We start from the raw sequence: 25092 nt of genomic DNA, 5'->3' as shown, positions 1-25092 counted from the left end.
AGATATCACATAACTTTATGATAATGAATGATCTTATTTCAATGTAAACAAATGGTTGATTTTTGGTTACCCTTGATTAACAATAAATATAACTTTAGTTCCGCCATTCAGCAAATAAAAACTCCAGATGCTTTAAAAGTTAAATAAGTAAATTTATAGCTTACGTAAGCAAAGAAAGGCGTATATTAACAGCATGACATCGGACCACTTAATTAAGCGATAATTTGCGTCCGCTAAAAAATTTCCAGACTTTTAAATCTTGGAGTTTATCGCAATGAATACACTCACTCCCATCCTTAATCCACTGACCCTGCCAAATGGCGCCGTGTTAAAAAACCGACTGGTGATGGCCCCGATGACCACCTGTACCGGTTTCTATGACGGCACGGTCACCAGTGAACTGGTTGAATACTATCGCGCACGGGCAGGCAGCATCGGAACCGTGATTGTCGAGTGCTGCTTTATCGATAACCGCGGCCCGGCCTTTCCGGGTGCCATTGCCATCGACAGCGACAATAAAATCCCCGGTCTGAAACGCATTGCGGACGCGATCAAATCTGAAGGTTCTACCGCCATTTTACAGATCTATCACGGCGGCCGTATGGTCGAGCCGGAGCTGATTGGCGGGAAAACCCCGGTTGCGCCGAGCGCCATCGCGGCGCCGCGAGAAGGTGCCACCAAACCCCTGGCGCTCAGCGCAGAAGAAGTCGACACCATGATCACCAAATTTGGTGATGCGGTGAACCGTGCGATCAAGGCGGGTTTCGATGGTGTGGAAATTCATGGCGCCAATACCTATCTGATCCAGCAGTTCTATTCACCCAACTCTAACCAGCGCGATGACAAGTGGGGCGGCAGCCGCGACAACCGCGCCCGCTTCCCGCTGGAAGTGCTGGAAATCACCCACAAGATGGCGGAACGCTTCGCCCACAACTCCTTCATCATCGGCTATCGCTTCTCGCCTGAAGAGATCGAAGTGCCCGGCATTCGCTTTGACGACACCCTCTATCTGCTGGAAAAACTGGCCGCGCGTGGCCTGGATTATGTCCACTTCTCTGTGGGCCAGCTGCTGCGTCCGTCGATTGTGGATACCCAGGACCCGACGCCGCTGATCGAGAAGTACCTCGCCATGCGGTCGCCTGAACTGGCAAAAGTGCCGGTGATTGGCGTCGGCGGCGTTGTAAACCGGGCCGATGCCGAGATGGCGCTGGAAAAAGGCTACGATCTGGTGGCGATTGGTAAAGCCTGTATTGCCTACCCGAACTGGGCTGACCGGATCATCAACAACGAGCACCTTGAACTCTATATCGACAGCAACAAACGCGAAGAGCTGCAGATCCCGGAACCGCTGTGGCGCTTCTCGCTGGTCGACGCGATGATCCGCGACATGAGCGAATCGGGCCGTAAATACAAAGCGGGCGTTTATCAGGAAAAAGTGGAAGCAGAAGCGCTGAAGCTGAAAATCAACGTGACGCTCGACACGGACCGTATCACCGACATTTCACTGGTGCCGGATGACACCCTGGATGTCGATTTCACCACCACGTTTGAAAGCCTGCGTAACCGCATTCTGGTAGCAAACAGCCCGCACGTCGACGCCATTACCGGCGCAACCACCCAGAGTGAGGCGCTGAAAAAAGCGGTTTCACGCGCCATGACCACCTCCAGCAAAGCGCATGTGATTGAAGAGGGGGGCAACCCGAATGCACCGCAGAATTACGATGTGGTGATTGTCGGCAGTGGCGGGGCAGGTCTGGCTGCGGCGATTCAGGCGCACGACGAGGGCGCTCGCGTCGTCATCATCGAGAAGATGCCGACCATTGGGGGTAACACCATCAAGGCGTCGGTCGGTATGAATGCTGCCGAAACCCGCTTCCAGAAACTCAAAGGCATCGAGGACAGCAAAGAGCTGTTCTATGAAGAGACGCTGAAGGGCGGTCAGTTCAAAAACAACCCGGTGCTGCTGCGTGAGTTTGTGGATCTGGCACCGGAAGCGATCGAATGGCTGGCTAACCACGGAATCGAACTCAACGACATTACCATTACCGGCGGGATGAGCATTGACCGGACTCACCGTCCGGCTGACCGTTCCGCGGTGGGGGGCTTCCTGATCAGCGGTCTGGTGAAAAACATCAACAGCCGTAACATCGAAGTCCTGCTGGAGACCTCAGTCGCAGAAATCCTGTATGAAAATGGCGCGGTCACCGGCGTGAAGGTGGTCGATGAATACAACGACAGCCGCATCCTCTACGCGAAAAGCGTGATTGTGGCGACCGGCGGATTCAGTGCCAACCGCGAGCTGGTGGTGAAATACCGTCCTGAACTCGATGGCTTTGTCACCACTAACCATAAAGGCGCTACCGGCAGCGGGATTGCGATGCTGGAGAAAATCGGCGCGGGCACGGTGGATATGGGTGAGATCCAGATTCACCCAACGGTGGAGCAGACCACCTCTTATCTGGTCTCTGAATCCATTCGCGGCGGCGGTGCTATCCTGGTCAGCCAGGCGGGCAAGCGCTTCTATAATGAAATGGAGACCCGCGACAAAGTCTCGGCGCAGATTATCGCCCTGCCTGAGAAGAGCGCCTGGATTGTGTTTGACGAACAGGTGCGGATGAATAACAAAGCGGCCGACGAGTATATCGCTAAAGGCTTTGTCATCAGCGCGCCTGCCGTGGCGGAGCTGGCGGTGAAACTTAACATGGGCGAACATCACACCCTGGAAGCGACACTGGCCCGTTACAACAACTTTGTTATCCAGCAGAAAGATGAAGATTTTGGTCGTCAGACCGCGCTGCGTCACCCGCTGAGTGAAGGCCCCTTCTACGCGATTCGTATCGCACCGGGTGTTCACCACACCATGGGGGGCGTGACCATCGACACCACGACAGCGGTGCTGGACACTCAGAAACAGGTAATCAACGGTGCCTGGGCCTGTGGTGAGGTGGTTGGCGGTATCCACGGCGCGAACCGTATCGGCGGGAACGCCGTCGCCGATATCATCATCTTTGGTATTCTGGCCGGTGGTAATGCCGCCGCTTACGCCCGACGTTAACGGTCCTTTCCGGCATCCGCCTCTGGCGGGTGCCGGTTTTCCCATTCTGAAGCAGAGTCGCCTATGTTAACTGAAGCGCGTGTCTATGCTTACTCCGCCGTCCTGATGGGATCGCCCATCCTGCTCAAACTCTTCGAAGACAATCAGACCCTGGCCGCACAGGTTTTCCGGCTCATCAGACAGCAGGAGAATCTCTTCACCGTGAACCGCGCCACGTCTGAGGTGATGGCGATCAACCATGCAGCAGGGCAGCATCCGGTGGTGGTCAGCCAGCCGGTGTTCGATCTTATCGCCTGCGCGCATGCGGTGAGCCTGCTGCCCGACAGCCTGTTTAATCTGGCGATCGGTCCACTGGTGAAGTGCTGGAAAATCGGCTTTCAGGGGCACAGCGTGCCGTCACCAGCGGAGCTTCAGGCTCGCAGGGCGCTCATCGATCCCCATGAGGTCATTCTTGACGCCGACGCCCGCAGCGTAATGCTGGCCAGACCGGGCATGGAGATTGACCTGGGGGCCATCGCCAAAGGCTATATCGCCGATCTTGTGCAGGCCTTTCTGCGTCAGCAGCAGGTCAGCCATGCGCTGATCAATCTGGGTGGCAACGTGCAGACCGTGGGGGCACCCCCTGATGAACAGGCGTGGGCAATCGGACTGAAAAAACCGTTTGGCGCAGCCGACGAGCTGATCGGCGTGATTGGCGTGAACAATCGCTCCGTGGTGACATCCGGCATCTATGAACGTTACTTCGAGCTGAACGGGATCTGTTATCACCACATTCTGGACCCGCGCACCGGGTACCCGCTGGATAACGAACTGCTGAGCGTTACCGTCATTTCTGACCGGTCGCTGGATGGCGATATCTACACCACGCTGCTATACGGTCTGGGCGTGGAACAGGGCATTGCCTGTCTGGCGGACAAACCGGGTATTGAAGCCCTGTTTGTGACCCGCGACAGGCGGGTCATCTGTTCGTCACAACGTCACTTTTCGTTTCAGCTGCTGGATGACGATTACCGGCTGGTTCACTGACAGTACTGTTTGAGCAGGGTGTGATATTCCGGCTGCAGGCGGTAGCGGTAGACCGGGCGACCGGTGACGCCATAGTGAATGCTGGTGAACAGAATATTGATCTGCGCCAGCCAGATGAGGTATTTGCGGCAGGAGACGCGGGAGATATTCACCTCGGTTGCCAGTTCGTCGGTCGAGAACTCGGTCCCCGGATGGGCGTCGATCCACAGGCAGAGCGTCCGCAGCGTCTGCGGCGTCAGTCCCTTCGGCAGGCGTTTCTGTTCGCTGGCCCCCGGCGGGTTGCCATGCAGAAGCTGGTCCACGTCTGACTGCTGGTAAAACTGATGATTATCCATCAGCGACTTCTTCTGTCGCCAGCCGGTGAGCGCCTCTTCAAACCGGGAAAACTGGAAAGGTTTGATCAGGTAATCGACCACCCCGTAGTTAAGTGAGGTTTTGATGGTGGCGGCATCGGCAGCGGACGAGATAATAATCACGTCAACAGGACGGCCTGCGCTGCGCAGCTCCGGGAGCAGGTCGAGGCCGTTTTCCTGCTGCATGTAGATATCCAGCAGAATCAGATCCACCTGCGGCTCGGCCTGGGCCAGCCGCTCTTTCGCCTGCTGTAACGTCGAGGCCGTTCCGCAGCAGGTAAATCCCGGGATCTGCCCGATATAGCAGCGGTTCAGCTCCGCGACCATGGCGTCATCATCGACAACTAACACATTAATCATTGGGTAATCATTCCTCTCTCCCACGGAAGTTGTACTAAGAATTGGGTAAAGACGCCGGGTTCTGACTCGACGCTGACGCTACCCCCCAGGCTTTCGGTCTGCTGTCTGACCAGAAACAGTCCGACACCGCGATCCTCACCCTTTGTGGAGACGCCCCGTTCAAAGATGGTGTTCAGCTGCGCGGCATCAATGCCGGGACCATCATCACTCACTTCGCAGGCTAACCAGCCATTCTGATAGTGCAGCATGAGGTGGATTTCACCCTCGGTCTCCGGGTCGAGCGCCTCAAGCGCATTCTCAATTAAATTGCCCAGCACCGTAATCAGTACCGCACTCTGCTCCTCACTGCCGCAGTCAGGCAAAAAACTGGCCTCATCGATAATCAGCTGATGGCCCTCATCGGTAACCCGGTTGATTTTACTGAGCAGGAAACCGGCAATGATCGGCGATTTGATCTTCTGCAGCAGCGAACCGATCTCCGTCTGATAGGCGTTGGCAGTTTTGAGAATGTACTCTTCCATCTGCGCATAGTTTTTCATATGCAGCAGGCCCAGAATGACATGCAGTTTGTTCATGAATTCATGGGACCGCTCACGCAACGCATCCACATAGTTTACCATGCCGTCCAGACGCTGCATCAGCTGGCTGATCTCGGTTTTGTCCCTGAAGGTGGTCACCGCCCCGATAATCCGGTCACGGCTGCGCACCGGTACGGTGTTAGTGATCAGGATGCGATTTCCCAGCGTCAGCTCTTCATCATACCAGGCTTTCCCCGCATGCAGCGCATCCTGCTGGTGGCGGTGCATCACGCTCTCTTCAGCAATCAGATCGCCGCTGGCTGGCGTTTTCTGCGTGGTTTCATGCAGCAGTTGCTGCGCAGCCTGATTGATCAGGCTGACGCGGGAGTGATCGTCTACCGCGATCACCCCCTCTTTGATGGAGTTAAGAATGGCCTGGCGCTGCTCAAACAGACTGGAAATCTCGTGTGGCTCCAGACCCAGCAGGATGGTTTTCAGCCGCCGGACCAGAATCAGGATACCCAGCAGCCCGACCACGCCGCCAAACAGGCTGGTCCAGACGATGTTCCAGCGGCTTTTCGCTATCTGCGCCGCCACATCATTCAGCGCAATGCCGATCGCCACCACGCCAATCTGCTGATGCTGCGCGTTAAACACAGGTGTAAAGACCCGCAACGCTTCCACCAGCACACCATGATTGACCGCCACATTCTCCCGACCGCTCAGGGTGGGATAGATATCGTTACCGACAAAGTGCTTGCCGATCACCGCAGCATTGGGATGCGAAAAGCGAATGCCGCGCATATCCGTCACCACCACAAACAGCAGGCCGTTGCGTTTACGCGCCGCCTCGGCCAGCGGCTGGATCTGGCTGCTGCCGTCAGGCAACAGCAATCCCCGCTGAATTTCCGGGCTGTCCGCCAGCGTTCGGGCGACCGCCATCGCCTTATCTTTCAGGTGCGACTGGGCAAAGTTATCGATCTGAACGAAATAGAGCAGATGGACAGCCAGCAGTACGGTGAAGATAACCGCGGTCATCATCAGTGTGGTCAGGGTACTGAGTTTCATGGGTCGTTTCGTCACGGCGTGTCGGTTCTGTGGTTGGCTTGTCATAGGCTTTCAGTACGGATGGGAGATCGCCGGGAAACATACGCTAACTCGCCGCATCAGTACAGTTTTAGCGGCCTGACCGCCGTCGGTTTCAGTAAGAATATTTGTGTTAGGGGATTGTATAATTCAAAGGACACCCTTAATGTGTGGTTAAAATAATCGCTCAATAAAGTAAGCCTTTTGTAATTAAATTAAGGCTGAATTGCTATTTTTAATTTTATAACTAATTTCGCATTAACTCGTAAATAACATTATTTTAAACTTTGAGGACTTTTTTTAACCAGTACGGTCCGAGCTGTAGATTAAAATGATGAATTCACAAAAAGTTATTCCCGCGCTGTCTCTTGCGGCCCTGTTAGTTTCATCCGCACTTCACGCTGAAACCTCACCAGAAAAAACCGATGTTCTGTTAATTGGCGGCGGCATCATGAGCGCCTCCATGGGCACCATGCTGGAAGAGCTGCAGCCTGGCTGGAAACAGATCATGGTTGAGAAGCTGGATGGCGTGGCGCTGGAATCCTCAAACGGCTGGAACAACGCCGGTACTGGTCACTCTGCTAACATGGAGCTGAACTACACGCCTGAGCGTAAAGATGGCTCTATCGACGTGTCCAAAGCGCTGGAAATTAACGAAGCCTTTATGGTTTCACGTCAGTTCTGGACCGCACAGGTCAAAGAGGGCGTGATGCACGATCCGCGCTCTTTCATCAACTCTACACCACACATGAGCTTTGTCTGGGGCGACAACGTTGACTTCCTGACCAAGCGCTATGCTGCACTGCAGAAAACCGCGCTGTTCCAGGGCATGAAATTCTCCACCGATCACAAGCAGATCGAACAGTGGGCGCCGCTGGTCATGGAAGGTCGTGATCCGCAGCAGAAAGTCGCGGCAACCTGGACCCCGGTCGGCACCGATGTTAACTACGGCGAAATTACCCGTCAGCTGATCGGCAGCCTGAAGAAGAATAACAACTTCCGTCTGGAAACCTCATCTGAAGTCACCGAGTTCAAGCGCAACGGCGACAACTCCTGGCACGTCACCATCAAAGATGTCAAAAATGGCAGCGAGCGCGCGGTCGATGCGAAATATGTCTTTATCGGTGCCGGTGGCGGCGCGCTGAAGTTACTGCAGAAAACCGGCATTCCGGAAGCGGACAACTATGCGGGCTTCCCGGTTGGCGGCTCGTTCCTCGTGACCGAAAACAGCGCGATTGCGAATCGTCACCTGGCGAAAGTCTATGGTCAGGCTTCCACCGGTGCACCACCGATGTCTGTTCCGCATCTGGATACCCGTTATCTGGATGGCAAGCGCGTCGTGCTGTTCGGACCGTTTGCGACCTTCTCAACCAAGTTCCTGAAAAACGGCTCGCTGTTTGACCTGCTGAGCACCACCACGACCCATAACATCGTGCCAATGACCGATGTCGGTATCGATAACTTTGACCTGGTGAAATACCTGATCGGTCAGGTGATGCTGAGTGATGAAGATCGCTTCGACGCGCTGAAAGAGTACTATCCGGACGCGAAGAAAGAGGACTGGAAACTGATTCAGGCCGGTCAGCGTGTTCAGATCATCAAGAAAGATGCTGAGAAAGGTGGCGTGCTGAAACTGGGTACAGAAATTGTGACCGATCAGCAGAAAACTGTCGCAGCCCTGCTGGGTGCCTCGCCGGGCGCGTCAACCGCTGCTCCGATCGCGTTAAGCGTGATGCAGAAGCTGTTCCCGGAAGAGTTTAAGTCAGCAGAGTGGCAGGCCAAGATCCACAAAATGATCCCTGGTTATGGCCAGAAGCTGAACGACAACGTGCCGTTGCTGCAGCAGGTTTGGAATGACACTGCGGCAACCCTGCAGCTGACCACGCCGCCTGTGATCAACATGGATGGCAAATCAGCACCGGCGCAAGCGGCTCAGCCTGAGCAGGCAGCGCCTTCAGCCAAACACGACATGGCGCTGTAATCGCGTCCTGATGTGAAAAGCCCGCGCGGGTTACCCTGCGCGGGCTTTTTTATTGCGCGCTATTCAGTGCCTGACGCTGACGGCTTGCCGCGTTACGGGTTCCCGGCAGGCGAGCAGTTACGGTTAGGGTCAACTAAAGCGGGTGTTTAATGGCTTGTGGTGGTTTCAGGTGATGGATGTCTGATTTGAGCGAGGAGCGGAGGTCAGGTGTTTCGCTCAAAACAAGTGTTGTCATTGCAGACATAGCAGTCTTTTAATCCAGGTGAAACGGGTCAATTTAATTGTTCGCGGAAGTCAGGTATAGTTGTAAACTAGATTAAATATGTATCTGGTAAAGGAAATTTGTATGCAGGAAAGAATTCAAAGTGCGACATCTTTTGTGGAATCATATATTCATCGACTCCCCCACGAGAATCATAAAAGACGTCAGTGTTTCCTGCTTTTTCTTACCGGCATCATTTGTTGCGTTGGTGGGGTTGGTTGGTCTGGTGCTTATTTTTATAATGATAAACTATATCTGGCCGCAATATGTTCATCTGTTGTCATGCTAGGAATTTATTCATTATATACAGCATATAAGGGACTTCGAAAAAGAGATGTCTCTATATTTTGCCATCTTATTCTTTTCATTTGCATAATTATTTCCCTTACTGATTATCCACTGGTTAATATCCCGCGTTCATCTCATACATATTTGCTGGTTTATTCAATAGGTGGGTTGTTATTTCTCAGGAATGAATCTGCTTATTTTAAAAACTTTATCCCACTGTTCAGCCTGTTGCTTTACTTCACCTTTTCCGTCTCTGATATTAGCTTTACCTCTGAAAAATTTCATCCTCCCGTGTCGATAATGATCAATGGCGTATATGTTAACTATGCTCTTTGCCTTCTTCTGATATCTGGTATTCTTGTTATATATCGTAGTGATTATTCTAATGAGAAATATATTGAATTAGCGCTGACTAAGGCAATGATAAAGAAAGAATTATTTGTCTGCTATCAGCCACAGATAGATAATAACGGACATATTCGATCAGCAGAAGCGCTACTAAGATGGAATCACCCGACTAAAGGTTTTATACCGCCTGATAGTTTCATCCCCGTAGCTGAAGCTTCAGGGCTAATTATACCTTTAGGGTATTGGGTTCTGGAACAGGTCTGCAGAGATATGCGGGCAATGAATAGTCATAACATTAATATTAAAGTATCTGTTAATTTAAGCCCTTTACAGTTAATGGAACCAGATTTTGATTATAATACCCAAAATATACTTGGCAAAGAATTAATATCATTCAAAGACATAACTCTGGAAATCACTGAAAGTACATTTCTTTACGATAAGAAAAAAGTAGCCATCATTATGAATGATCTTTCAAAAAAAGGAGTGTCATGGTCTCTTGATGATCTCGGTTCTGGTTATGCCTCACTCAATGTTTTGAACGAAATGCCATTCGATGAAGTCAAAATAGACAGAGCGCTTTTGAAAAATGGAATTAATAATTCGAAGAACATTATAATTATTGAGAACGTAATTGAAATGGCAGAAAAAACTGGAATGAGCGTTGTTGTAGAGGGGGTTGAAACTGAAGAGGTCGCACAGATCTTATTTAACATGGGAAATGTTATCCTGCAGGGCTTTCATTACTCCAGACCATTACCTGTTGACGAATTTATTGAATTTATGAAGACGAATCATCAAATCAATGTTTTCAATTAATGTAACATCTCTATGATATACCCTGTCTGTCATTTTCGCGTGACGGCCCGGAAAGTGCTATATGTACCCGTCTTAAACAAACTCTTCGTTTTTTAATGTCACTCTTCTTACCTTCATTTTCAGGAAATGGCTGACATTGCTTTTATAGTGTTCTACTGGTTCAGGCATTAAATTGACACAACACCTGTTGAGCTGCTCCCCGCAGATTAGTTCATCCCGATGTCAGCAATGTCCGCTTCTGACACCAGGCGGACGTGCCCCTGCTTCAACGCGATTGCCCCAGGCTAAACAGCGAACCGGCAACACTCCCCACTGGGCATATCATGCTCCCGAGCGCCGATGCCGCCCTGAAAACTTTATCAGCCGCCAGCCATCATTAGCGCGCTGCCTGCAGCAACCGGGTCTTGCATAAACTGAAATCGATCAGGCGCTGTCAAAACTTGCGACGGCACGCGGTCTGGCCTTTAAGCGGAAAGTAGGGCGCGCTTAAATGAGAAAATATGCGCACGTGCGGCTTCGGCTGCACGTTGTGTGTCCCCTGATTCCAGCGCGGCAATGATTTCATTATGCTCAGCGATCACTTCATCCATGTGCGCCACGTTGGAAAGGGTGGTGGCCCAGAAGCGCTGCGCTTGTGCATGAATCACGCTAAGGATATCGGCAAGATGGCGATTACCGGCAATCTCGGCCAGGACCTGATGAAACTCGCGATCCAGCAGCATCATCTGTTCGCGGCTGCGTAACTGGCTCGCCTCATCAATTTGCTGATTAAGATGACGCAGACGTTCAAGCTGCGCCTCCGTCACCTTCTGGCTGCCAAGCTCCACACAGAGCGTTTCATTTACCAGCCGTACTTCAATCAACTCCAGTGCGTCATCAATCGATAATGGCGCCACCATGACACCTTTACGCGGGATAATTTGCAGTAAACCTTCGGTTGCGAGGCGATGAACCGCCTGATTAACCGGTGTGCGGCCTATCGCCAGATCATCCATCACCTGAGCGGTATTAAGGTATTCGCCAGGTTTATAACGCAACGTAATGAGCTTGTGCCTGAAAGCCAGATAGGCTTGTTCATTAAGAGAAAGGCTTTTATCTGCACGGCCTGGGTTCACATTTTCCGCCACTGATTCACTCATCACCACGTTCCTTTTTTTACCTGTAAGACATCTTACACAAAAATCTGGCATGAAAATCGCTAGTTTAAAATTACTGTGAAATTTCACTGTGATTTTTCAACCGGAGGTTTTCTCATGCAGTTGCGATTCTCTACGGGCGACAAAGCCGCGACCACACTGAACGTGGACATTACGCATTTCATTATTGCTGGCTGGGCCGGCCGCGATAAGGAAGCCGTGTTGCACCATATTCGTGAATTAGAAGCCCTCGGCGTGCCCGCACCCGGTGCAGTACCGCTTTTTTACCGGGTTGCGGTTAATCAGCTCAGCCAGCAATCAGAGCTTGAAGTGGTAGGCGAGCAGACCTCCGGCGAAGCCGAACCCTTCGTTTTCTCGCATCGCGGCGAATTGTGGGTGTCCCTCACGTCTGATCATACCGACCGCCATCTGGAAACCTTCAGCGTTGCGCTCTCTAAGCAGGCGTGTATCAAGCCGGTTGCCAGCGCCGCGTGGCGCATGAGTGACGTTACCGAACACTGGGATGTGCTTGAACTCAGCTCATGGATTAAAGAGCAGGGTAAATGGGTCATCTATCAGCAGGGCACGCTGGCCTCTCTGCTGACACCACAGGATTTGCTCGCGCGCTATTTTGCTGGCGGTGTCGTGGAAGAGGGCGTTGCTATGTCCTGCGGCACGCTGGGCGCCATTGGCGGCATCCGGCCATCCAGCCAGTTCCGCATGGCGCTGCATGACCCGGTGCTTAATCGCACGCTGGAACACACTTACACCACCGGCGCGCTGCCGGTGGTGGCATGAGGAGAGCGCCGATGACCACACTCTGGCAAGCCAGTCAGCAGTTGCAGAGCGGCGATGCTCTGCCCGAAGCCTTTACTGAATCCGCGTTGCAGGCCGCGCAGGATCCTGAACAACAGGGTGCTCTGGTGTTCACGCAACGCTACGCCGCGTCTTGTAGCGCGGCAAACGCCCGCTGGCAGGCAAAGCAGGCGCTAAGTCCCATCGATGGACTGCCAGTCAGCATTAAAGATCTGTTCGATGTCGAGGGAGAGGCGACCACGGCCGGGTCACGCTTACTGGCCGATGCGCCCGTGGCGGCTGCCAATGCCAGCGTCGTCGATAAGCTACTGCTGGCGGGCGCCGCCATCGTTGGTAAAACCACGATGACGGAGTTCGCTTTTTCCGGCCTGGGCATCAATCCCCATTACGGCACGCCAGTCAATCCGTGGCAGCGCGAACATCAACGTATCCCCGGCGGATCGTCCTCTGGCGCGGCCGTGGCGGTTGCTGAGGGCATGTGTCTGGCTGCCGTTGGCACCGATACCGGCGGTTCAGTGCGGATCCCTGCTGCACTCTGTGGCCTGACCGGCTTCAAACCCACGGCAAAGCGCATCAACCAGCGGGGAACGTTGCCGCTTTCGACCTCACTCGACAGCATCGGGGTGATCGCGGACGACGTACGCAGCTGCTGGCTGCTGGATAGCGTCATTGCCGATCGGCCGCTGGCGTTACAGTCGCTGGATGTGCGAAACGCGCGCTTTGCTGTGCCACAAACGCGCGTACTGGATGGTCTGGATCAGCATGTGGCGCAGGCTTGGCAGCGAGCCATCACGCTTCTGAAGCAGGCGGGTGCGACAGTTACCGACATCACGTTGCCTGAGCTGGATGAGCTGAATGCTATGAATGCGCGTGGCGGCATTACGGCTTATGAAGCCTGGCAATGGCATAAAAAAAGCGCGCAGGCACACCCTGAAGCTTACGATCCCCAGGTGCTGGTGCGCATTCAGCGCGGCAGCCATCTCACCGTGCAGGATGCCACTGAGCTTTACCAGCAGCGTGCTGCATGGCAACAGCGCATCAACGCAGCGCTAGGGGATTTTGATGCGTTACTCATGCCAACCGTTCCGCTTGTCGCGCCCACTATCGCGTCACTCAGTGATGCGCAGCGCTATATGGAGATTAACGCGCTGATGCTGCGCAACCCCAGCATTATCAACATGCTGGACGGCTGTGCGCTCTCTTTACCCTGCCATCAACCGGGCTCTGCTCCGGTTGGCCTGAGCCTTGCTTCGACTCATGGTGATGACGCCCGCTTAATCAGCTGGTCGCTTGCCGTGGAAACTGCCCTTAACCGGAGATTCTGATGATGACTCAACCCCACGGCATGCTGTATGTCGCCACCAACATTGGCGCTGAAGATGAGGCTGACTTTAACCAGTGGTATGACCATGAACACGTAGAGGAGCGTGTAGCCATTACGGGATTCCTGAGCGGTACACGCTATCAGGCAGTTAACGCTGAGCATCAGTATCTCGGTTTATATGAAACCGACTCGCTGGACGCCTTTTCCAGCGCCGATTATCACGCCGCATTCACGCACCAGACGGCATGGTCGGTGCAGAATCTGCAAAAAATGGTTAACCCCATGCGCCGGGTGAGCACGGTCGTGCACAAGCATGGCAAAGGCACGGGCAATCAGTTAGCGGTGTTGACGCTGCAGGCGATCGATGGCAGTGCGCTAAGCGCCTGGCAGCAGCAAATAAGCCAGACGCCGGGCTACATCTCCTCCTGCGTGCTGATGCCAGACAGCATCCTGAGTTCGCCGTTACCGAAGGAAAGCCAGGAACAGCGGAAAATGCAGCCGATGCTGCTGATTCATTGCAGCGATGCACGGAGCTGCGATCGCCTCGCTGCGGCCGCGGCACAGCTGTTTGCGGGAGAGATACAGCGTTATGCCCTCAACTGGCAGTTAACAAAACAGGAGCTGACCAATGGCTGATACCGATTCTCTGCAACATGCAGCAGGCGCCGTGCGCACCAAATCGAAGACCGGGCGTCTGGCTGCTGCCAGTTCGATTGGCACCGCGCTTGAGTGGTACGACTTTACCGTTTACAACATCATGGCCGCGCTGGTGTTTAACCATATCTTTTTCCCCAGCTTCGATCCGCTGGTCGGCACCATTCTGGCGTTTTCGACCTACGCGGTAGGCTATATTTCACGTCCGCTGGGGGGCTTCGTGTTCGGCCACCTTGGCGATGTCGCGGGGCGTAAAGCGGTGTTGATCATCACGCTGGTGATAATGGGCATAACCACGGCGTTAATGGGCCTGCTGCCGGGCTATGCGGTCTGGGGCATCTGGAGCCCGGTTCTGTTAGTCGCACTGCGGTTTGTGCAGGGCATCGCGCTGGGCGGCGAATGGGCAGGGGCCGTGTTGTTATCGATGGAGCATGGCGACGCGAATAAACGCGGGCGTAACGCCTCCTTTGCGCAGGTTGGTCCATCCTGCGGCACGCTGATCGGCACGGGCTTTATTACGCTGGTTACGGTGATGATGAGCGCCGATCAGTTTCAGGCGTGGGGCTGGCGCATTCCGTTCCTGCTAAGCCTGGTACTGGTCATATTTGGTCTGTGGCTGCGGCGCGGTGTGGAAGAGACACCCACCTTTGTCGCAATGCAGGAACAGGAGAAAACCACGCACACCCCGTTAAAAGAGGTTTTCGTAAACTATCCGAAACAGCTATTCATTGCCGGAGGATCGCGTATCGGCTCGGATGTCCTTTATGCGCTGGTGGTCGTCTTTACGCTGACCTACGTCACCACCGTGCTGCAATTACCGCGACCGCTGGCGTTAATGGCTACAATGCTGGGCGCAATAGTTAACGCGATTACGGTGCCGATGTTTGGCGCGCTTTCAGACAGGTGGGGACGACGCCCGGTTTACATTACCGGCGCGCTGCTGGCGATTGTATGGTCATTTCTGTTCTTTGTGCTGCTTGATAGCGCGCATCCGGTGTTGATCGTGCTGGCGGTGATTGGCGGTTTGCTGATCCATGCGATGATGTACGGGCCGCAGGCCGCATTTGTCACTGAGCAGTTTCCGGGACATGTGCGTTACGCGGGTTCATCCCTGGCCTATACCCTGGCGGGCATTGTCGGCGGGGGCTTTGCGCCCCTGATCATCACCACGTTATTTAAAGAAATGGGCAGCACGCTGTGGGTCTCTTTGTACGTCAGTTTGGCACTGGCGATTACGCTATTCGCGTTGTGGAAAGCCAGAGAGACAGCTCATCGTCAGGATTAAGATTGTCAGGGCGAAGGATTGCCCTTGTCCGGGCTATCGCTGAAAGCGATGCTGCGCATAATGTTCACCCGCGGGCTTGTTAATGCCTGGAGGTGCAGCATCAGTAACAACAGAGGATAAGCTCAGACTCACCCCGGTTCTGCTTCAGAGAAACAAGTGTGCCGCGTTACGCTTTTAGCGAGGCGAGATAGAGCGCTTCCACTTCCGCCCGCGCCCAGGGGGTGCGTCGCAGAAACTTCAGGCTCGATTTCACGCTGGGATCGTTTTTAAAGCAGTTGATGTTGACCCGATTTCCCAGTTCCGCCCAGCCATACTGCGCGACTAAATGGTTGATCTGCATCTCCAGGGTGACGCCGTGCAGAGGATCTTTTGAGGTGTGCGCGTTCATTATCTTTTCGCCTGATTCAGTCAATGGCGCACATCCTGACAACGGTAAAGCGGATGTGCAAGGGCTGAGGATGAAAAAGGTCTGTCACACCGTGCTATCGCCCTTTTTCTGTGTCCGCGCTAACGTGACGGGCAGAAGCGTGCGCAGCCGGGCAGCGATTGTGCTAATCATAAGCGACCCATGATTGACTGAGGATCGCCTGCCATGTCCGCTTCCGATACTGATCTGCTCAGCTCCCCTCGCCGCAAACGTGCCCTGATTGCCGGTTCGGTCGGAAATTTCATTGAATGGTATGAGTTTGCCGTTTATGGCTTCCTGGCTACCCTGATTGCGGAGAACTTCTTCCGGCTTCAGGGCGAATCCGCGCTGACCGGTGTCCTGCTGACCTACGCCTCTTTTGCCATCGCCTTTTTCTTCCGTCCGCTTGGCGCCGTGCTGTTTGGCCGGATGGGGGACAGGATTGGGCGCAAGCCCACCCTGATATTTGTGCTGATCATGATGACGCTGGCCACCGCGGCTATCGGCCTGGTGCCGACCTATGCCCAGCTGGGCGTGCTGGCTCCCCTGATCGTTACCGGGCTGCGTATTCTGCAGGGGCTGTTTGCCGGAGGCGAGTATGGAGGGGCGGTGTCGCTGATGACCGAATTTGCTCCGCCCGGCAGGCGTGGCCTGTATGGTGCCTGGCAATCCTTTACCGTTGCGCTGGGATTGCTGGCGGGTGCAGCGATCGTTGCGCTGCTTTCGCGGCTGCTGACGCCGGAAGAGATGCTGAGCTGGGGCTGGCGCATCCCGTTCTTTGTTGCCCTGCCGCTGGGGGGGATCGCGCTCTGGCTGCGGGCTGGCATGGAGGAGACTCCGGCGTTTATCCGGCAGCAGACGCAGCCCCGCGAAAAAGTGACCGCCAGCCTGAGTGACACCCTGAAAACGATTCTGCTCGGTATCTGCCGGCTGATGGTGTGGTCGGCGGCCGGGTACACCTGGCTGGTGATTATGCCGACCTACCTGCAGGCCTCACTGCACACCGGCTTTAATGAGGCGCTGCTGATTGCGGTGATTTCGAACCTCGGTTTTGCCGTCACGATTATTCCGGCGGGAATGCTGAGCGACAGGATTGGCCGCCGGACGGTGATGGTCTCGGCGGCGATCCTGCTGCTGGTGCTCTCTCTGCCGCTGCTCAACCTGTTGCAGGCTGAGAACACCGCAACCGGGCTGAAAGGGCTGGTGGTCTTTATCGCAGGGGGTGTAGTGGGCCTGCTGGCCGGGCCGGGACCGGCGATGCTGTCAGAGATGTTTCCGACGCGGGTGCGTTATACCGGTCTGGGCCTGGCCTATTCACTCTCTAACGCGCTCTTCTCCGGCTGTGCCGGTCTGATCATCACCGGGCTGATTAAAGAGACGGGCAATCCCGATATTCCCGCCTGGTATGTCATGGCGACCGCACTGGTCAGTATTGTGGCGCTGATGACGCTGAACAAAGACGATCATAAGCGAGCGCTGGATGAGGGGTGACCGCAGGCTTAGCGGCGTCGCTCAGCGCCCGGAAGGGGCATTCAGGCTGAAAATCTGATCGCGGTTGTGAACCTTGGTTCCGTGACTATCGGCGATCAGGATGATGGCGGCCATTGCTAACGCCAGAAGGAGGATGAAGATTTTACGCATGATAGTAAATGTGTATTCCTGACAGTTCAGTGAGGTCTGATACCGGGGCCGTAACGGCTGGCCAGCTCGGCTTTAATTACAACACCCATAGAGAGTGCCTGATGGCGGGATCGCATTCTTTGATCCTGATACTGAATTGACCGGAAAGCGTGAAAAGAGGGAAACAGCGGCATAAAAAAAGGGCGCCTTCAGGCGCCCTTCAGAGTTTTAGCAGAACTGTTAAACCAGCTGCTGAGCCGTGGTTTCTACCAGCGTCAGCAGGATTTTAATGTCTTCCAGTGTCACGGTCGGGTTGAGCAGCGTCATCTTCAGACAGGTCACGCCATCGTGCTCGGTCACGCCGACGTTAGCGCGGCCCGACTCCAGCAGGGCATCCCCGATACGCTGGTTCAGCAGCGCGATATCCGCGTCGCTGAGGTGCGCCAGATGCGCCGGACGGTAGCGGAACAGCACGCTCGCCAGCTGCGGCTTCATTACCAGCTCCAGCGCCGGCTGCGCATCCACATACGCTGCCACGTGCTGTGCCAGCGTCACACCGTGGTCGATGATGGCGGCATACTGTTTCTGACCCAGGGCTTCCAGACCCATCCACAGTTTCAGTGCATCAAAACGGCGGGTGGTCTGCAGGGATTTCGACACCAGATTCGGTACGCCCTGCGCTTCGTCAAATTCAGAGTTCAGATACGCAGCCTGGTAACGCATCAGCTCGTAATGACGTGCTTCCTTCAGCAGGAAAGCGCCACAGCTGATGGTCTGGAAGAACTGCTTGTGGAAGTCCAGCGTAATGGAGTCCACCAGCTCAATGCCGTCCAGATAGTCGCGATACAGCTCGGAGAGCAGCAGTGCACCGCCCCACGCAGCATCCACGTGAACCCAGATGTTCTCTTCAGCCGCCAGCGTGGCAATTTCACGCAGCGGATCGATCGCACCGGCATCGGTGGTGCCTGCGGTGGCAACAATCGCCAGAATATGCTCGCCGTTGGCTTTAGCTGCGGCCAGCTTGTGACGCAGGTCATCCATATCCATGCGGGCAAAGCTATCGGTTTTCACCTGCGTGACGGACTGATAACCCAGACCCAGCAGCGCCATGTTCTTCTGAACGGAGAAGTGCGCATTTTCTGAACAGAAGACTTTCATCTTCTTCAGGTCACCGGTTAAGCCATCCTGCTGAACAGAGTGACCCTGACGGGCATACCACGCGTCGCGCGCCAGCATCAGGCCCATCAGGTTGCTCTGGGTGCCGCCGCTGGTGAAGACACCGGCATCGCCCGGCTGATAACCCACCTGAGTACGCAGCCATTCGATCAGCTTCATCTCAATCAGGGTTGCAGAGGGCGCCTGATCCCAGGAGTCCATACTCTGGTTGGTGGCGTTGATCAGCACTTCCGCCGCCTGGCTGATCACCAGGCTAGGGCAGTGCAGGTGCGCCACACACTGTGGGTGATGCACCGACAGGCTGTCTTTCAGGAAGTACTCAATGGCACGTTCAATCGCAGCCTGGTTGCCCAGGCCGTCAGGATTGAAGTCCAGCGTAATACGCTCGCGCAGCTCTGCGACGGTTTTTCCCTGATACATCTCAGGTTGTTCCAGCCACTTAACGACCGCCGCGCTACTCTGGGCGATCGCCTGCTGGTAGGCCTCGGTACTCTGAGATGAGGCCGCCAGGATTGGGTTTAACCGGGACATTGCATTCACTCCACTTATACTGGTTTCACGCCAGCTGACAGCAGGGCGTTTTCAAATTTATCCATAAACACGTCAAGTTCAGCATCGGTGATCAGCAGGGAAGGCAGCAGGCGCAATACGCTACCGTGACGTCCGCCGCGCTCCAGGATCAGGCCGTTCTCGAAACATTTCTTCTGTACCAGCGCAGAGAGCTCGCCGTCAGCCGGGAAGCTGCCCATGTGATCAGCGGCTTCGTCAGGTTTCACCAGCTCGATACCGATCATCAGACCCAGGCCACGGACGTTGCCAATCACCGGGTAGCGCTGCTGCAGTTCGTTCAGTTTGCCTTTCAGCAGTTCGCCCTGTGCCGCGACTTTATCTGCGATGTTGTTCTCTTTCAGCAGTTTCAGCGTGGTCAGGCCGGTTGCCATCGCCAGCTGGTTTCCGCGGAAGGTGCCGGTGTGGTGACCCGGTGACCAGGCATCGAACTCTTTCTTAATGCCCAGCACGGCCAGTGGCAGACCGCCACCCACAGCTTTGGACATCACGATGATGTCTGGCTCAATACCCGCGTGCTCGAAGGCGAAGAATTTACCGGTACGGGCAAAGCCTGCCTGAACTTCGTCGAGGATCAGCAGGATGCCGTGCTCCTGGGTGACTTTACGGATGCGCTGCAGCCATTCCGCCGGAGCCGGGTTCACGCCGCCTTCACCCTGAACGGCTTCCAGAATGACCGCCGCAGGTTTACGTACACCGCTCTCAACGTCGTTGATCAGGTTTTCGAAATAGTAGGTCAGCGCTTTCACGCCCGCTTCGCCGCCAATGCCCAGCGGGCAGCGGTAGAGGTGCGGATAAGGCATGAACTGCACTTCCGGCATCATGCCGTCAACGGCTTCTTTCGGTGACAGGTTACCGGTCACTGACAGCGCGCCATGGGTCATACCGTGGTAGGCACCGGAGAAGCTGATAACACCGGAACGGCCGGTGTGCTTTTTCGCCAGCTTCAGCGCCGCTTCCACGGCATCGGCGCCGGACGGGCCGGTAAACTGCAGGCAGTAATCCTTGCCCTGACCTGGTAACAGGGAGAGCAGGTACTCAGAAAACGCGTCTTTTAACGGCGTGGTTAAATCCAGAGTATGTAACGGCAAGCCGCTGGTAATGACATTTTGAATGCTCTGCAGAACGTCTGGGTGGTTATGGCCCAATGCCAGCGTTCCGGCACCCGCAAGACAATCAAGATACTGATTGTTCTCGACGTCGGTGATCCAGACACCCTGTGCTTTCGCAATAGCGAACGGCAATTTGCGCGGATAACTTCGAACGTTAGATTCAAATTCGGCCTGACGGGCTAAATAGGTCTCATTGGTTGCGTTTAATGTCTGTGCATTCGAACTGTCAATACGGACTTTATCCGTCATCATATCTCTCCTACAACCGCGACGGGAGTAACGTCTCAGTTGAATAAATGAATTAAAAAAGTCATGGGTATGTTTAAAGCGCGGCCAATATAGGGGTTTTTAAGGTCCGACTCAATGATTAATTTGATCAGATAAAAAGTACTTCTTTGCTATAGTTATCAACCAGTTGTTGAGTTTATGACCGCATGCTTTACTGCCGCTTCGCTAAAGGTTAAATAATAAATGGCGAAAAAACACCGGCTTACAGCTCACAGCCTGTGCTAAGTCAATGATAATAATCTGTGTAAACAGCTGTTTCGGAGCCGAAACGCTATCAAAAAGGGCGCTTTTCAGACAGAAAAAGCATAAGTCAGTTTAATTAGCGAAGCTGCATATATCCCGCTATAGATGTAATGACCAATTAAAATAATAAACCTTTTTTTAACATTTAATTAAAAACGTCCCGTTGCAGTTGAGTCAGTGTGCGGATTAATCCCTTTATCCCAGCACACAATCTATAAACTGGTTTAAATCCGCCAGCGCTTCACGTGCCTTCGCCTCTGAGGGATTAACCGTCAGTAAGTCGGCATAACCGTTAAGCATGGCGCTGATCTGCCTGGCGGTGCGGGCGATATCGGCGCAGCGCAGTGTCCCGTCAGTGACGCCGTCACGGATAATCGTCTCCATCAGTTCCTGCCACTCTGCCGTCATCGTCTCTGCCAGCCCGGCATAGGGCTGATAGTGTGCTGCACTCTGCCAGAAGGAGGCATAAAGCTGCCAGGTGGCATCCGGTGCGGCGGGCAGATGGCTTTCAAAGAGGCGCAGCAGTTTCTGACGCGGCATGAGGCCGGACAGGGAATCTGCGAAGGCTTCATAATCCTGCCGCATGAAGCGCTCCAGTGCAGCCAGACAGAGGCTCTGCCAGTTACTGAAGTAGTGATAAATGTGGCTGCGTGAAATGCCTACCGACTCGGTCAGCTCGCGGGTGGTGACCTTTTCTATCCCTTTCTCAATAAATAATGCTATCGCGGCATCCAGGATTTTTGTCTTCAGTGCTTCTGCTGACGCTTTCATCATGACTCTCACATTGACTTTGAGCAAATGCTCAAATAGACTCTTTTTCATCCTTGAGCAACCGCTCAAGGATAACACTATCAGAAACTGAAACGATGTCTTCCTCTAAACTTATCCTTCCCGTTGCGGCTCCCCGCAGCGCTATTCTGACACTGAAAGCACTTGGCCGTCGCCATCGCCGCAAGCTCTTCTTCACGCTGCTGCTGGTGGTCGCGGAAAATGTCATGTATCTGCTTTATCCGCTGCTGGCGGGCTTTGCTATCAATGCCATCCTCTCCGGCAGAACCTGGCAGGCGATACTCTATGCGGCGATGGTGTTTACCATGTGGGCGATTGGCGCAGCCCGGCGCAGCGTCGACACCCACACCTTTGCCCGCATCTATGCGGAGCTGGCGGTGCCAGTGATTGTGGCGCAGCGCAGCGAAAATCATAGCGCGTCGACGATTGCGGCAAGGGTGGCGTTATCACGCGAGTTTGTCGATTTCTTTGAGAAGCATCTGCCGGTGCTGATTACCTCGCTGGCGTCGATGACCGGGGCGGCGGTGATGCTGCTGGCCATTGAGTTCTGGACTGGCGCAGGGTGCCTGGCGATCCTGCTGTTTTTCGCCTGTTTTCTGCCAGGCTTTACCCGCAAAAATGATGCGTTGTTTAATCGACTTAACAACCGGCTGGAGAAAGAGGTGAATTTCGTTACCCATGCGAACGCCGCTTCACTCAGCCGTCATTATGGGGTTTTAGCCAGCCTGCGTATCCGTCTCTCTAATCGGGAAGCCTGCGGTTATCTGGCCATCGGCAGCATGGCCGCGCTGCTGTTTGCTGGCACCATCGCGTTAATGGCGGGCCGGGGTGGCACCAGCGCGGGTCACATCTATTCGGTGATGACCTATATGTGGATGTTTGCCATGAGCCTCGATGATGGCCCTCAGCTGCTGGAGAAGTATTCCCAGCTGAAAGACATAGGCCGTCGGGTGAATACCGGCATGCCATAGTCGCCTGTGCGGATGGAATGTGCGCCAGATCACAAAATGGGTTGCCATGCGCGGCCTGACTTTTTATAGTCTGGCCGCTTCATCCGGACGGAACACGCTCTGCTTCCTTCCTCCGGCTCACTTCAGTTTTTCAGCTCAGGCCATTGGGAATCCATTTTGTTAAGAAAAGATCATAAAACCGACGATGCCGGTTTTGTCCGCTGGGCATTGCTGGCCCTTGCACTGGGCGGCTTCGGCATCGGAACCGGCGAATTCATCATGATGGGCCTGCTGCCGGACGTGTCGCGCTCGCTCGCCATCACCGAACCGCAGGCGGGCAACGCTATCGCCAGTTATGCGCTGGGGGTGGTGGTTGGCGCGCCATTTATTGCGGTGCTGGCGGCGCGGATGGCGCGTAAATCGCTGCTGCTCATCCTGATGGCACTGTTCAGTATCGGCAACGTCGCCAGCGCGATGGCCGACAGTTACCACGGCCTGATTGTGGCGCGTTTTCTGACCGGCCTGCCGCACGGCGCTTACTTTGGCGTGGCCTCTCTGGTCGCGGCGTCACTGGTGTCGCCGGCGCGGCGGGGCCGTGCGCTGGCCTCGCTGATGCTGGGACTGACGGTGGCCACCCTGATCGGAGTGCCGCTCGGCTCCTGGATAGGTCAGCTGTTCAGCTGGCACGTGGTCTTCACCTTTGTCGGCGCGATTGGTCTGCTGACCTGTCTGCTGATTGGCCGCTATGTGCCTTATACAGCTGGCGATACAGAGGCTCATCCGCTGCGTGAACTGGGTGCGCTGAAAAACGCGCAGGTGCTGCTGACTCTGCTGGTGGGCGCCGTCGGTTTTGGCGGCATGTTTGCGATCTTCAGCTATATCGCGCCGACGCTGATCAATATTGCGGGTATCTCTCCCTCGCTGATCCCGTGGGCGATGGTGGCGTTCGGGCTGGGGATGATCATCGGTAATCTGGTCGGTGGCCGTCTGGCGGACGGGCCGGTGCTGAACATTATCGGCTGGACACTGCTCTGGAACGTGCTGGTGATGCTGGCCTTCCCGGTGCTGGTCCAGCATGTGGCAACCGGCCTGCTGGCGACCTTCCTGATCGGTACCTGTTCAGTGCTGCTGCCATCACTGCAGATCCGCCTGATGGATGTTGCCAATGAGTCACAGACCCTGGCGGCCGCGATGAACCATTCGGCGCTGAATATCGCCAATGCGATGGGCGCCTATCTCGGTGGCCTGACGGTGTCGCTGGGTTATGGCTGGCTGTCAACGGCGTGGGTTGGCGTGGCGCTGGGGGTCGGCGGCCTGATGGTCTTTGTGATGACGGCGCGGCATGCCGCCCGCCAGCAGGCTGAACTGGCCTGATAGCCGCCGGGCAGGGCGCAGCGGCAGCCGGGGTTGTCGCTGCGCGGGGCTGGCTGAAACCCGTGGGAAACGGGGTGCAGCCAGCCTCAGAATCGGGTTGCGGCTTTAAAGATTCAGCGTTCGTTATCTTTTCCGCCGTCCCGGAAATAAAAAAGGCCAGACAAATCAGTAAAGATGCCTGGCCGTCTGGATGTTAAAATTAAATTAAAATAATGTTTGCTAATGTCGGGCAGGCATGACTTAATAGCGTCATCGGTTTGGAACACAGACCTTATCAAAGCAGTTTTAGTCAAGCAGTCCTCAGTGCAAGCGATATCTCAAGATACCCCTTCTTCGTGAGTCTCCTCCTAAAATCCTGGTAAGTTTATTTCTGGAAGACAGGCCATCTCTGCCACCTTGTGGCTCATTATTAAGGAAGTATCGATGTCGAATAAAATGACTGGTTTAGTAAAATGGTTTGATGCGGGCAAAGGTTTTGGTTTTATCTCCCCGCAGGATGGCAGCAAAGATGTATTCGTTCATTTCTCTGCCATTCAGAGCAACGATTATAAAACCCTCGATGAAGGTCAGCAGGTCGAATTCACCATTGAAAACGGCGCGAAAGGCCCATCAGCGGCAAACGTTGTCCCGATGTAACGTCTGATGATCAATGCGGCTTACGATAGCGATGACGGCAACAGCCTGAGCAGTTAAGCGAGCATTGATGATTGAAAAAACCCGCCCTGTGCGGGTTTTTTGCGTTAATGAAGATGTGCTCAATGCCGGGGATGCACACAGACGAGTAAAAATATTTGTTTACCCTTATCTGCTTCCCGAAGCCAGGTGAGGATTTGTATTTTATCAATCAGGCCATGTCACCGCTTACCGATGATGTTCCTGACCTGTTGAAGTAACGATAATAAAAGGGATTAACCGATGAAAAAGTTTGCTTCACTGCTGTTTATCGAACTGCTGTTTCTTTTATTTTGCATTCCTGTAGGTATGGTATGTGCCGCTCTTAACCTGTCTGAAAGCGCAATGGGTGGCATCATCGTGAGCTACGTGTTTCTGTCAATGGCCCTCGTGCCTGCAATCAACAAACGATTCATTTTGAAAGAAAACCTGTGAAAATGGTCAGGCGAATCGATCCAACCGCAGCATACACCTCACTGACTCCTGTTTCGTTGTAAACGTCATCAAGCCTGCCATTAAGCCACTCCCTCCTGACAGCGGATGAGCCGCTGACCTCTTCATGCCGTAAAACGGTGAGAAAAAAA

The 25092-nt window shown here is 54.4% G+C and carries 19 protein-coding genes and 1 pseudogene; 13 read left to right on the top strand and 7 right to left on the bottom strand.

What is annotated here, in order from left to right; translation table 11 throughout:
* The first annotated feature begins 274 nt into the window (after positions 1-274).
* Complete coding sequence (locus AC6I7A_RS20845; RefSeq protein WP_058957831.1) at positions 275-3055, top strand: flavocytochrome c; 2781 nt, start codon at positions 275-277, stop codon at positions 3053-3055.
* Between the two features lie 63 nt (positions 3056-3118).
* Entirely contained in the window at positions 3119-4081 is a 963-nt protein-coding gene (locus AC6I7A_RS20840) for an FAD:protein FMN transferase (RefSeq protein ID WP_058957815.1), read from the top strand.
* Here the strand turns inward: AC6I7A_RS20840 and dcuR are convergent.
* Positions 4075-4794, bottom strand: a complete 720-nt coding sequence (gene dcuR, locus AC6I7A_RS20835) for a two-component system response regulator DcuR (RefSeq protein WP_058957816.1) — start codon at positions 4792-4794, stop codon at positions 4075-4077. The two genes, AC6I7A_RS20840 and dcuR, sit on opposite strands and share 7 nt — an antisense overlap.
* Complete coding sequence (locus AC6I7A_RS20830; protein ID WP_071987833.1) at positions 4791-6425, bottom strand: sensor histidine kinase; 1635 nt, start codon at positions 6423-6425, stop codon at positions 4791-4793. Before AC6I7A_RS20830 ends, dcuR begins: the two co-directional genes overlap by 4 nt.
* Positions 6426-6729: 304 nt before the next feature.
* On the opposite strand from AC6I7A_RS20830, the gene mqo reads away from it, so the two are divergent.
* Positions 6730-8379, top strand: coding sequence for a malate dehydrogenase (quinone) (gene mqo, locus AC6I7A_RS20825; protein ID WP_058957817.1), 1650 nt, complete (start codon positions 6730-6732; stop codon positions 8377-8379).
* 346 nt (positions 8380-8725) lie between these two features.
* Positions 8726-10096, top strand: coding sequence for an EAL domain-containing protein (locus AC6I7A_RS20820; protein ID WP_195910814.1), 1371 nt, complete (start codon positions 8726-8728; stop codon positions 10094-10096).
* A gap of 464 nt (positions 10097-10560) precedes the next feature.
* On the opposite strand, the gene AC6I7A_RS20815 is transcribed toward AC6I7A_RS20820, so the two are convergent.
* Entirely contained in the window at positions 10561-11235 is a 675-nt protein-coding gene (locus tag AC6I7A_RS20815; RefSeq protein WP_046102950.1) for a GntR family transcriptional regulator, read from the bottom strand.
* Positions 11236-11349: 114 nt separating this feature from the next.
* On the opposite strand from AC6I7A_RS20815, the gene AC6I7A_RS20810 reads away from it, so the two are divergent.
* The 4 genes from AC6I7A_RS20810 to AC6I7A_RS20795 are packed head-to-tail and all read left to right on the top strand — an operon-like array spanning position 11350 to position 15311.
* Positions 11350-12030, top strand: a complete 681-nt coding sequence (locus tag AC6I7A_RS20810; RefSeq protein ID WP_009093024.1) for a DUF2848 domain-containing protein — start codon at positions 11350-11352, stop codon at positions 12028-12030.
* 11 nt (positions 12031-12041) lie between these two features.
* Positions 12042-13373, top strand: a complete 1332-nt coding sequence (locus AC6I7A_RS20805; RefSeq protein ID WP_058957819.1) for an amidase — start codon at positions 12042-12044, stop codon at positions 13371-13373.
* On the top strand, positions 13373-14008 hold the full coding sequence (locus AC6I7A_RS20800) for a DUF4286 family protein (protein WP_195910815.1): 636 nt from the start codon (positions 13373-13375) through the stop codon (positions 14006-14008). The genes AC6I7A_RS20805 and AC6I7A_RS20800 overlap by 1 nt, the downstream gene beginning before the upstream one ends.
* Complete coding sequence (locus AC6I7A_RS20795) at positions 14001-15311, top strand: MFS transporter (protein WP_058957820.1); 1311 nt, start codon at positions 14001-14003, stop codon at positions 15309-15311. The genes AC6I7A_RS20800 and AC6I7A_RS20795 overlap by 8 nt, the downstream gene beginning before the upstream one ends.
* Before the next feature lie 175 nt (positions 15312-15486).
* Here AC6I7A_RS20795 and AC6I7A_RS20790 read toward each other — a convergent pair.
* Positions 15487-15699: pseudogene (locus AC6I7A_RS20790) on the bottom strand (VF530 family protein); the annotation flags it as partial.
* Between the two features lie 204 nt (positions 15700-15903).
* On the opposite strand from AC6I7A_RS20790, the gene AC6I7A_RS20785 reads away from it, so the two are divergent.
* Positions 15904-17208: an MFS transporter gene (locus AC6I7A_RS20785; RefSeq protein ID WP_058957821.1), complete on the top strand. Its 1305-nt coding sequence runs from the start codon at positions 15904-15906 to the stop codon at positions 17206-17208.
* Between the two features lie 369 nt (positions 17209-17577).
* Here AC6I7A_RS20785 and AC6I7A_RS20780 read toward each other — a convergent pair whose 3' ends face one another.
* From AC6I7A_RS20780 to AC6I7A_RS20770, 3 genes are all read right to left on the bottom strand, one after another.
* A complete protein-coding gene (locus AC6I7A_RS20780; protein WP_058957822.1) occupies positions 17578-19044 on the bottom strand; it encodes a pyridoxal phosphate-dependent decarboxylase family protein in 1467 nt (488 codons plus the stop codon).
* Between the two features lie 14 nt (positions 19045-19058).
* Positions 19059-20444 (bottom strand): diaminobutyrate--2-oxoglutarate transaminase, encoded by a 1386-nt coding sequence (locus AC6I7A_RS20775; RefSeq protein ID WP_009093017.1) that lies wholly within the window; start codon positions 20442-20444, stop codon positions 19059-19061.
* 474 nt (positions 20445-20918) lie between these two features.
* Entirely contained in the window at positions 20919-21494 is a 576-nt protein-coding gene (locus AC6I7A_RS20770) for a TetR/AcrR family transcriptional regulator (RefSeq protein ID WP_058957823.1), read from the bottom strand.
* A 95-nt stretch (positions 21495-21589) separates the two neighbouring features.
* Between AC6I7A_RS20770 and AC6I7A_RS20765 the strand changes: the two genes are divergently transcribed.
* The 4 genes from AC6I7A_RS20765 to AC6I7A_RS20750 all read left to right on the top strand — a co-directional run bounded on the left by AC6I7A_RS20765 (position 21590) and on the right by AC6I7A_RS20750 (position 24943).
* Positions 21590-22483 carry an ABC transporter six-transmembrane domain-containing protein gene (locus AC6I7A_RS20765; RefSeq protein ID WP_058957824.1) on the top strand — a complete coding sequence of 298 codons (894 nt, stop codon included), beginning with the start codon at positions 21590-21592 and terminating at the stop codon, positions 22481-22483.
* A gap of 156 nt (positions 22484-22639) precedes the next feature.
* On the top strand, positions 22640-23836 hold the full coding sequence (locus tag AC6I7A_RS20760; protein ID WP_058957825.1) for an MFS transporter: 1197 nt from the start codon (positions 22640-22642) through the stop codon (positions 23834-23836).
* A gap of 423 nt (positions 23837-24259) precedes the next feature.
* Positions 24260-24472, top strand: coding sequence for a transcription antiterminator/RNA stability regulator CspE (gene cspE, locus AC6I7A_RS20755; protein WP_003855207.1), 213 nt, complete (start codon positions 24260-24262; stop codon positions 24470-24472).
* Between the two features lie 279 nt (positions 24473-24751).
* Positions 24752-24943, top strand: coding sequence for a hypothetical protein (locus AC6I7A_RS20750; RefSeq protein ID WP_009093013.1), 192 nt, complete (start codon positions 24752-24754; stop codon positions 24941-24943).
* Positions 24944-25092 lie beyond the last annotated feature (149 nt).

Source organism: Type-F symbiont of Plautia stali, assembly GCF_059731105.1.
This window is presented reverse-complemented; position numbering and strand designations above follow the sequence as displayed.

Bases quoted from the DNA above. Each gene is read 5' to 3' on its own strand.
- AC6I7A_RS20845 (WP_058957831.1), top strand. From the start codon at position 275: ATGAATACACTCACTCCCATCCTTAATCCACTGACCCTGCCAAATGGC.
- AC6I7A_RS20840 (WP_058957815.1), top strand. From the start codon at position 3,119: ATGTTAACTGAAGCGCGTGTCTATGCTTACTCCGCCGTCCTGATGGGA.
- dcuR (WP_058957816.1), bottom strand. From the start codon at position 4,794: ATGATTAATGTGTTAGTTGTCGATGATGACGCCATGGTCGCGGAGCTG.
- AC6I7A_RS20830 (WP_071987833.1), bottom strand. From the start codon at position 6,425: ATGACAAGCCAACCACAGAACCGACACGCCGTGACGAAACGACCCATG.
- mqo (WP_058957817.1), top strand. From the start codon at position 6,730: ATGATGAATTCACAAAAAGTTATTCCCGCGCTGTCTCTTGCGGCCCTG.
- AC6I7A_RS20820 (WP_195910814.1), top strand. From the start codon at position 8,726: ATGCAGGAAAGAATTCAAAGTGCGACATCTTTTGTGGAATCATATATT.
- AC6I7A_RS20815 (WP_046102950.1), bottom strand. From the start codon at position 11,235: ATGAGTGAATCAGTGGCGGAAAATGTGAACCCAGGCCGTGCAGATAAA.
- AC6I7A_RS20810 (WP_009093024.1), top strand. From the start codon at position 11,350: ATGCAGTTGCGATTCTCTACGGGCGACAAAGCCGCGACCACACTGAAC.
- AC6I7A_RS20805 (WP_058957819.1), top strand. From the start codon at position 12,042: ATGACCACACTCTGGCAAGCCAGTCAGCAGTTGCAGAGCGGCGATGCT.
- AC6I7A_RS20800 (WP_195910815.1), top strand. From the start codon at position 13,373: ATGATGACTCAACCCCACGGCATGCTGTATGTCGCCACCAACATTGGC.
- AC6I7A_RS20795 (WP_058957820.1), top strand. From the start codon at position 14,001: ATGGCTGATACCGATTCTCTGCAACATGCAGCAGGCGCCGTGCGCACC.
- AC6I7A_RS20785 (WP_058957821.1), top strand. From the start codon at position 15,904: ATGTCCGCTTCCGATACTGATCTGCTCAGCTCCCCTCGCCGCAAACGT.
- AC6I7A_RS20780 (WP_058957822.1), bottom strand. From the start codon at position 19,044: ATGTCCCGGTTAAACCCAATCCTGGCGGCCTCATCTCAGAGTACCGAG.
- AC6I7A_RS20775 (WP_009093017.1), bottom strand. From the start codon at position 20,444: ATGATGACGGATAAAGTCCGTATTGACAGTTCGAATGCACAGACATTA.
- AC6I7A_RS20770 (WP_058957823.1), bottom strand. From the start codon at position 21,494: ATGAAAGCGTCAGCAGAAGCACTGAAGACAAAAATCCTGGATGCCGCG.
- AC6I7A_RS20765 (WP_058957824.1), top strand. From the start codon at position 21,590: ATGTCTTCCTCTAAACTTATCCTTCCCGTTGCGGCTCCCCGCAGCGCT.
- cspE (WP_003855207.1), top strand. From the start codon at position 24,260: ATGTCGAATAAAATGACTGGTTTAGTAAAATGGTTTGATGCGGGCAAA.
- AC6I7A_RS20750 (WP_009093013.1), top strand. From the start codon at position 24,752: ATGAAAAAGTTTGCTTCACTGCTGTTTATCGAACTGCTGTTTCTTTTA.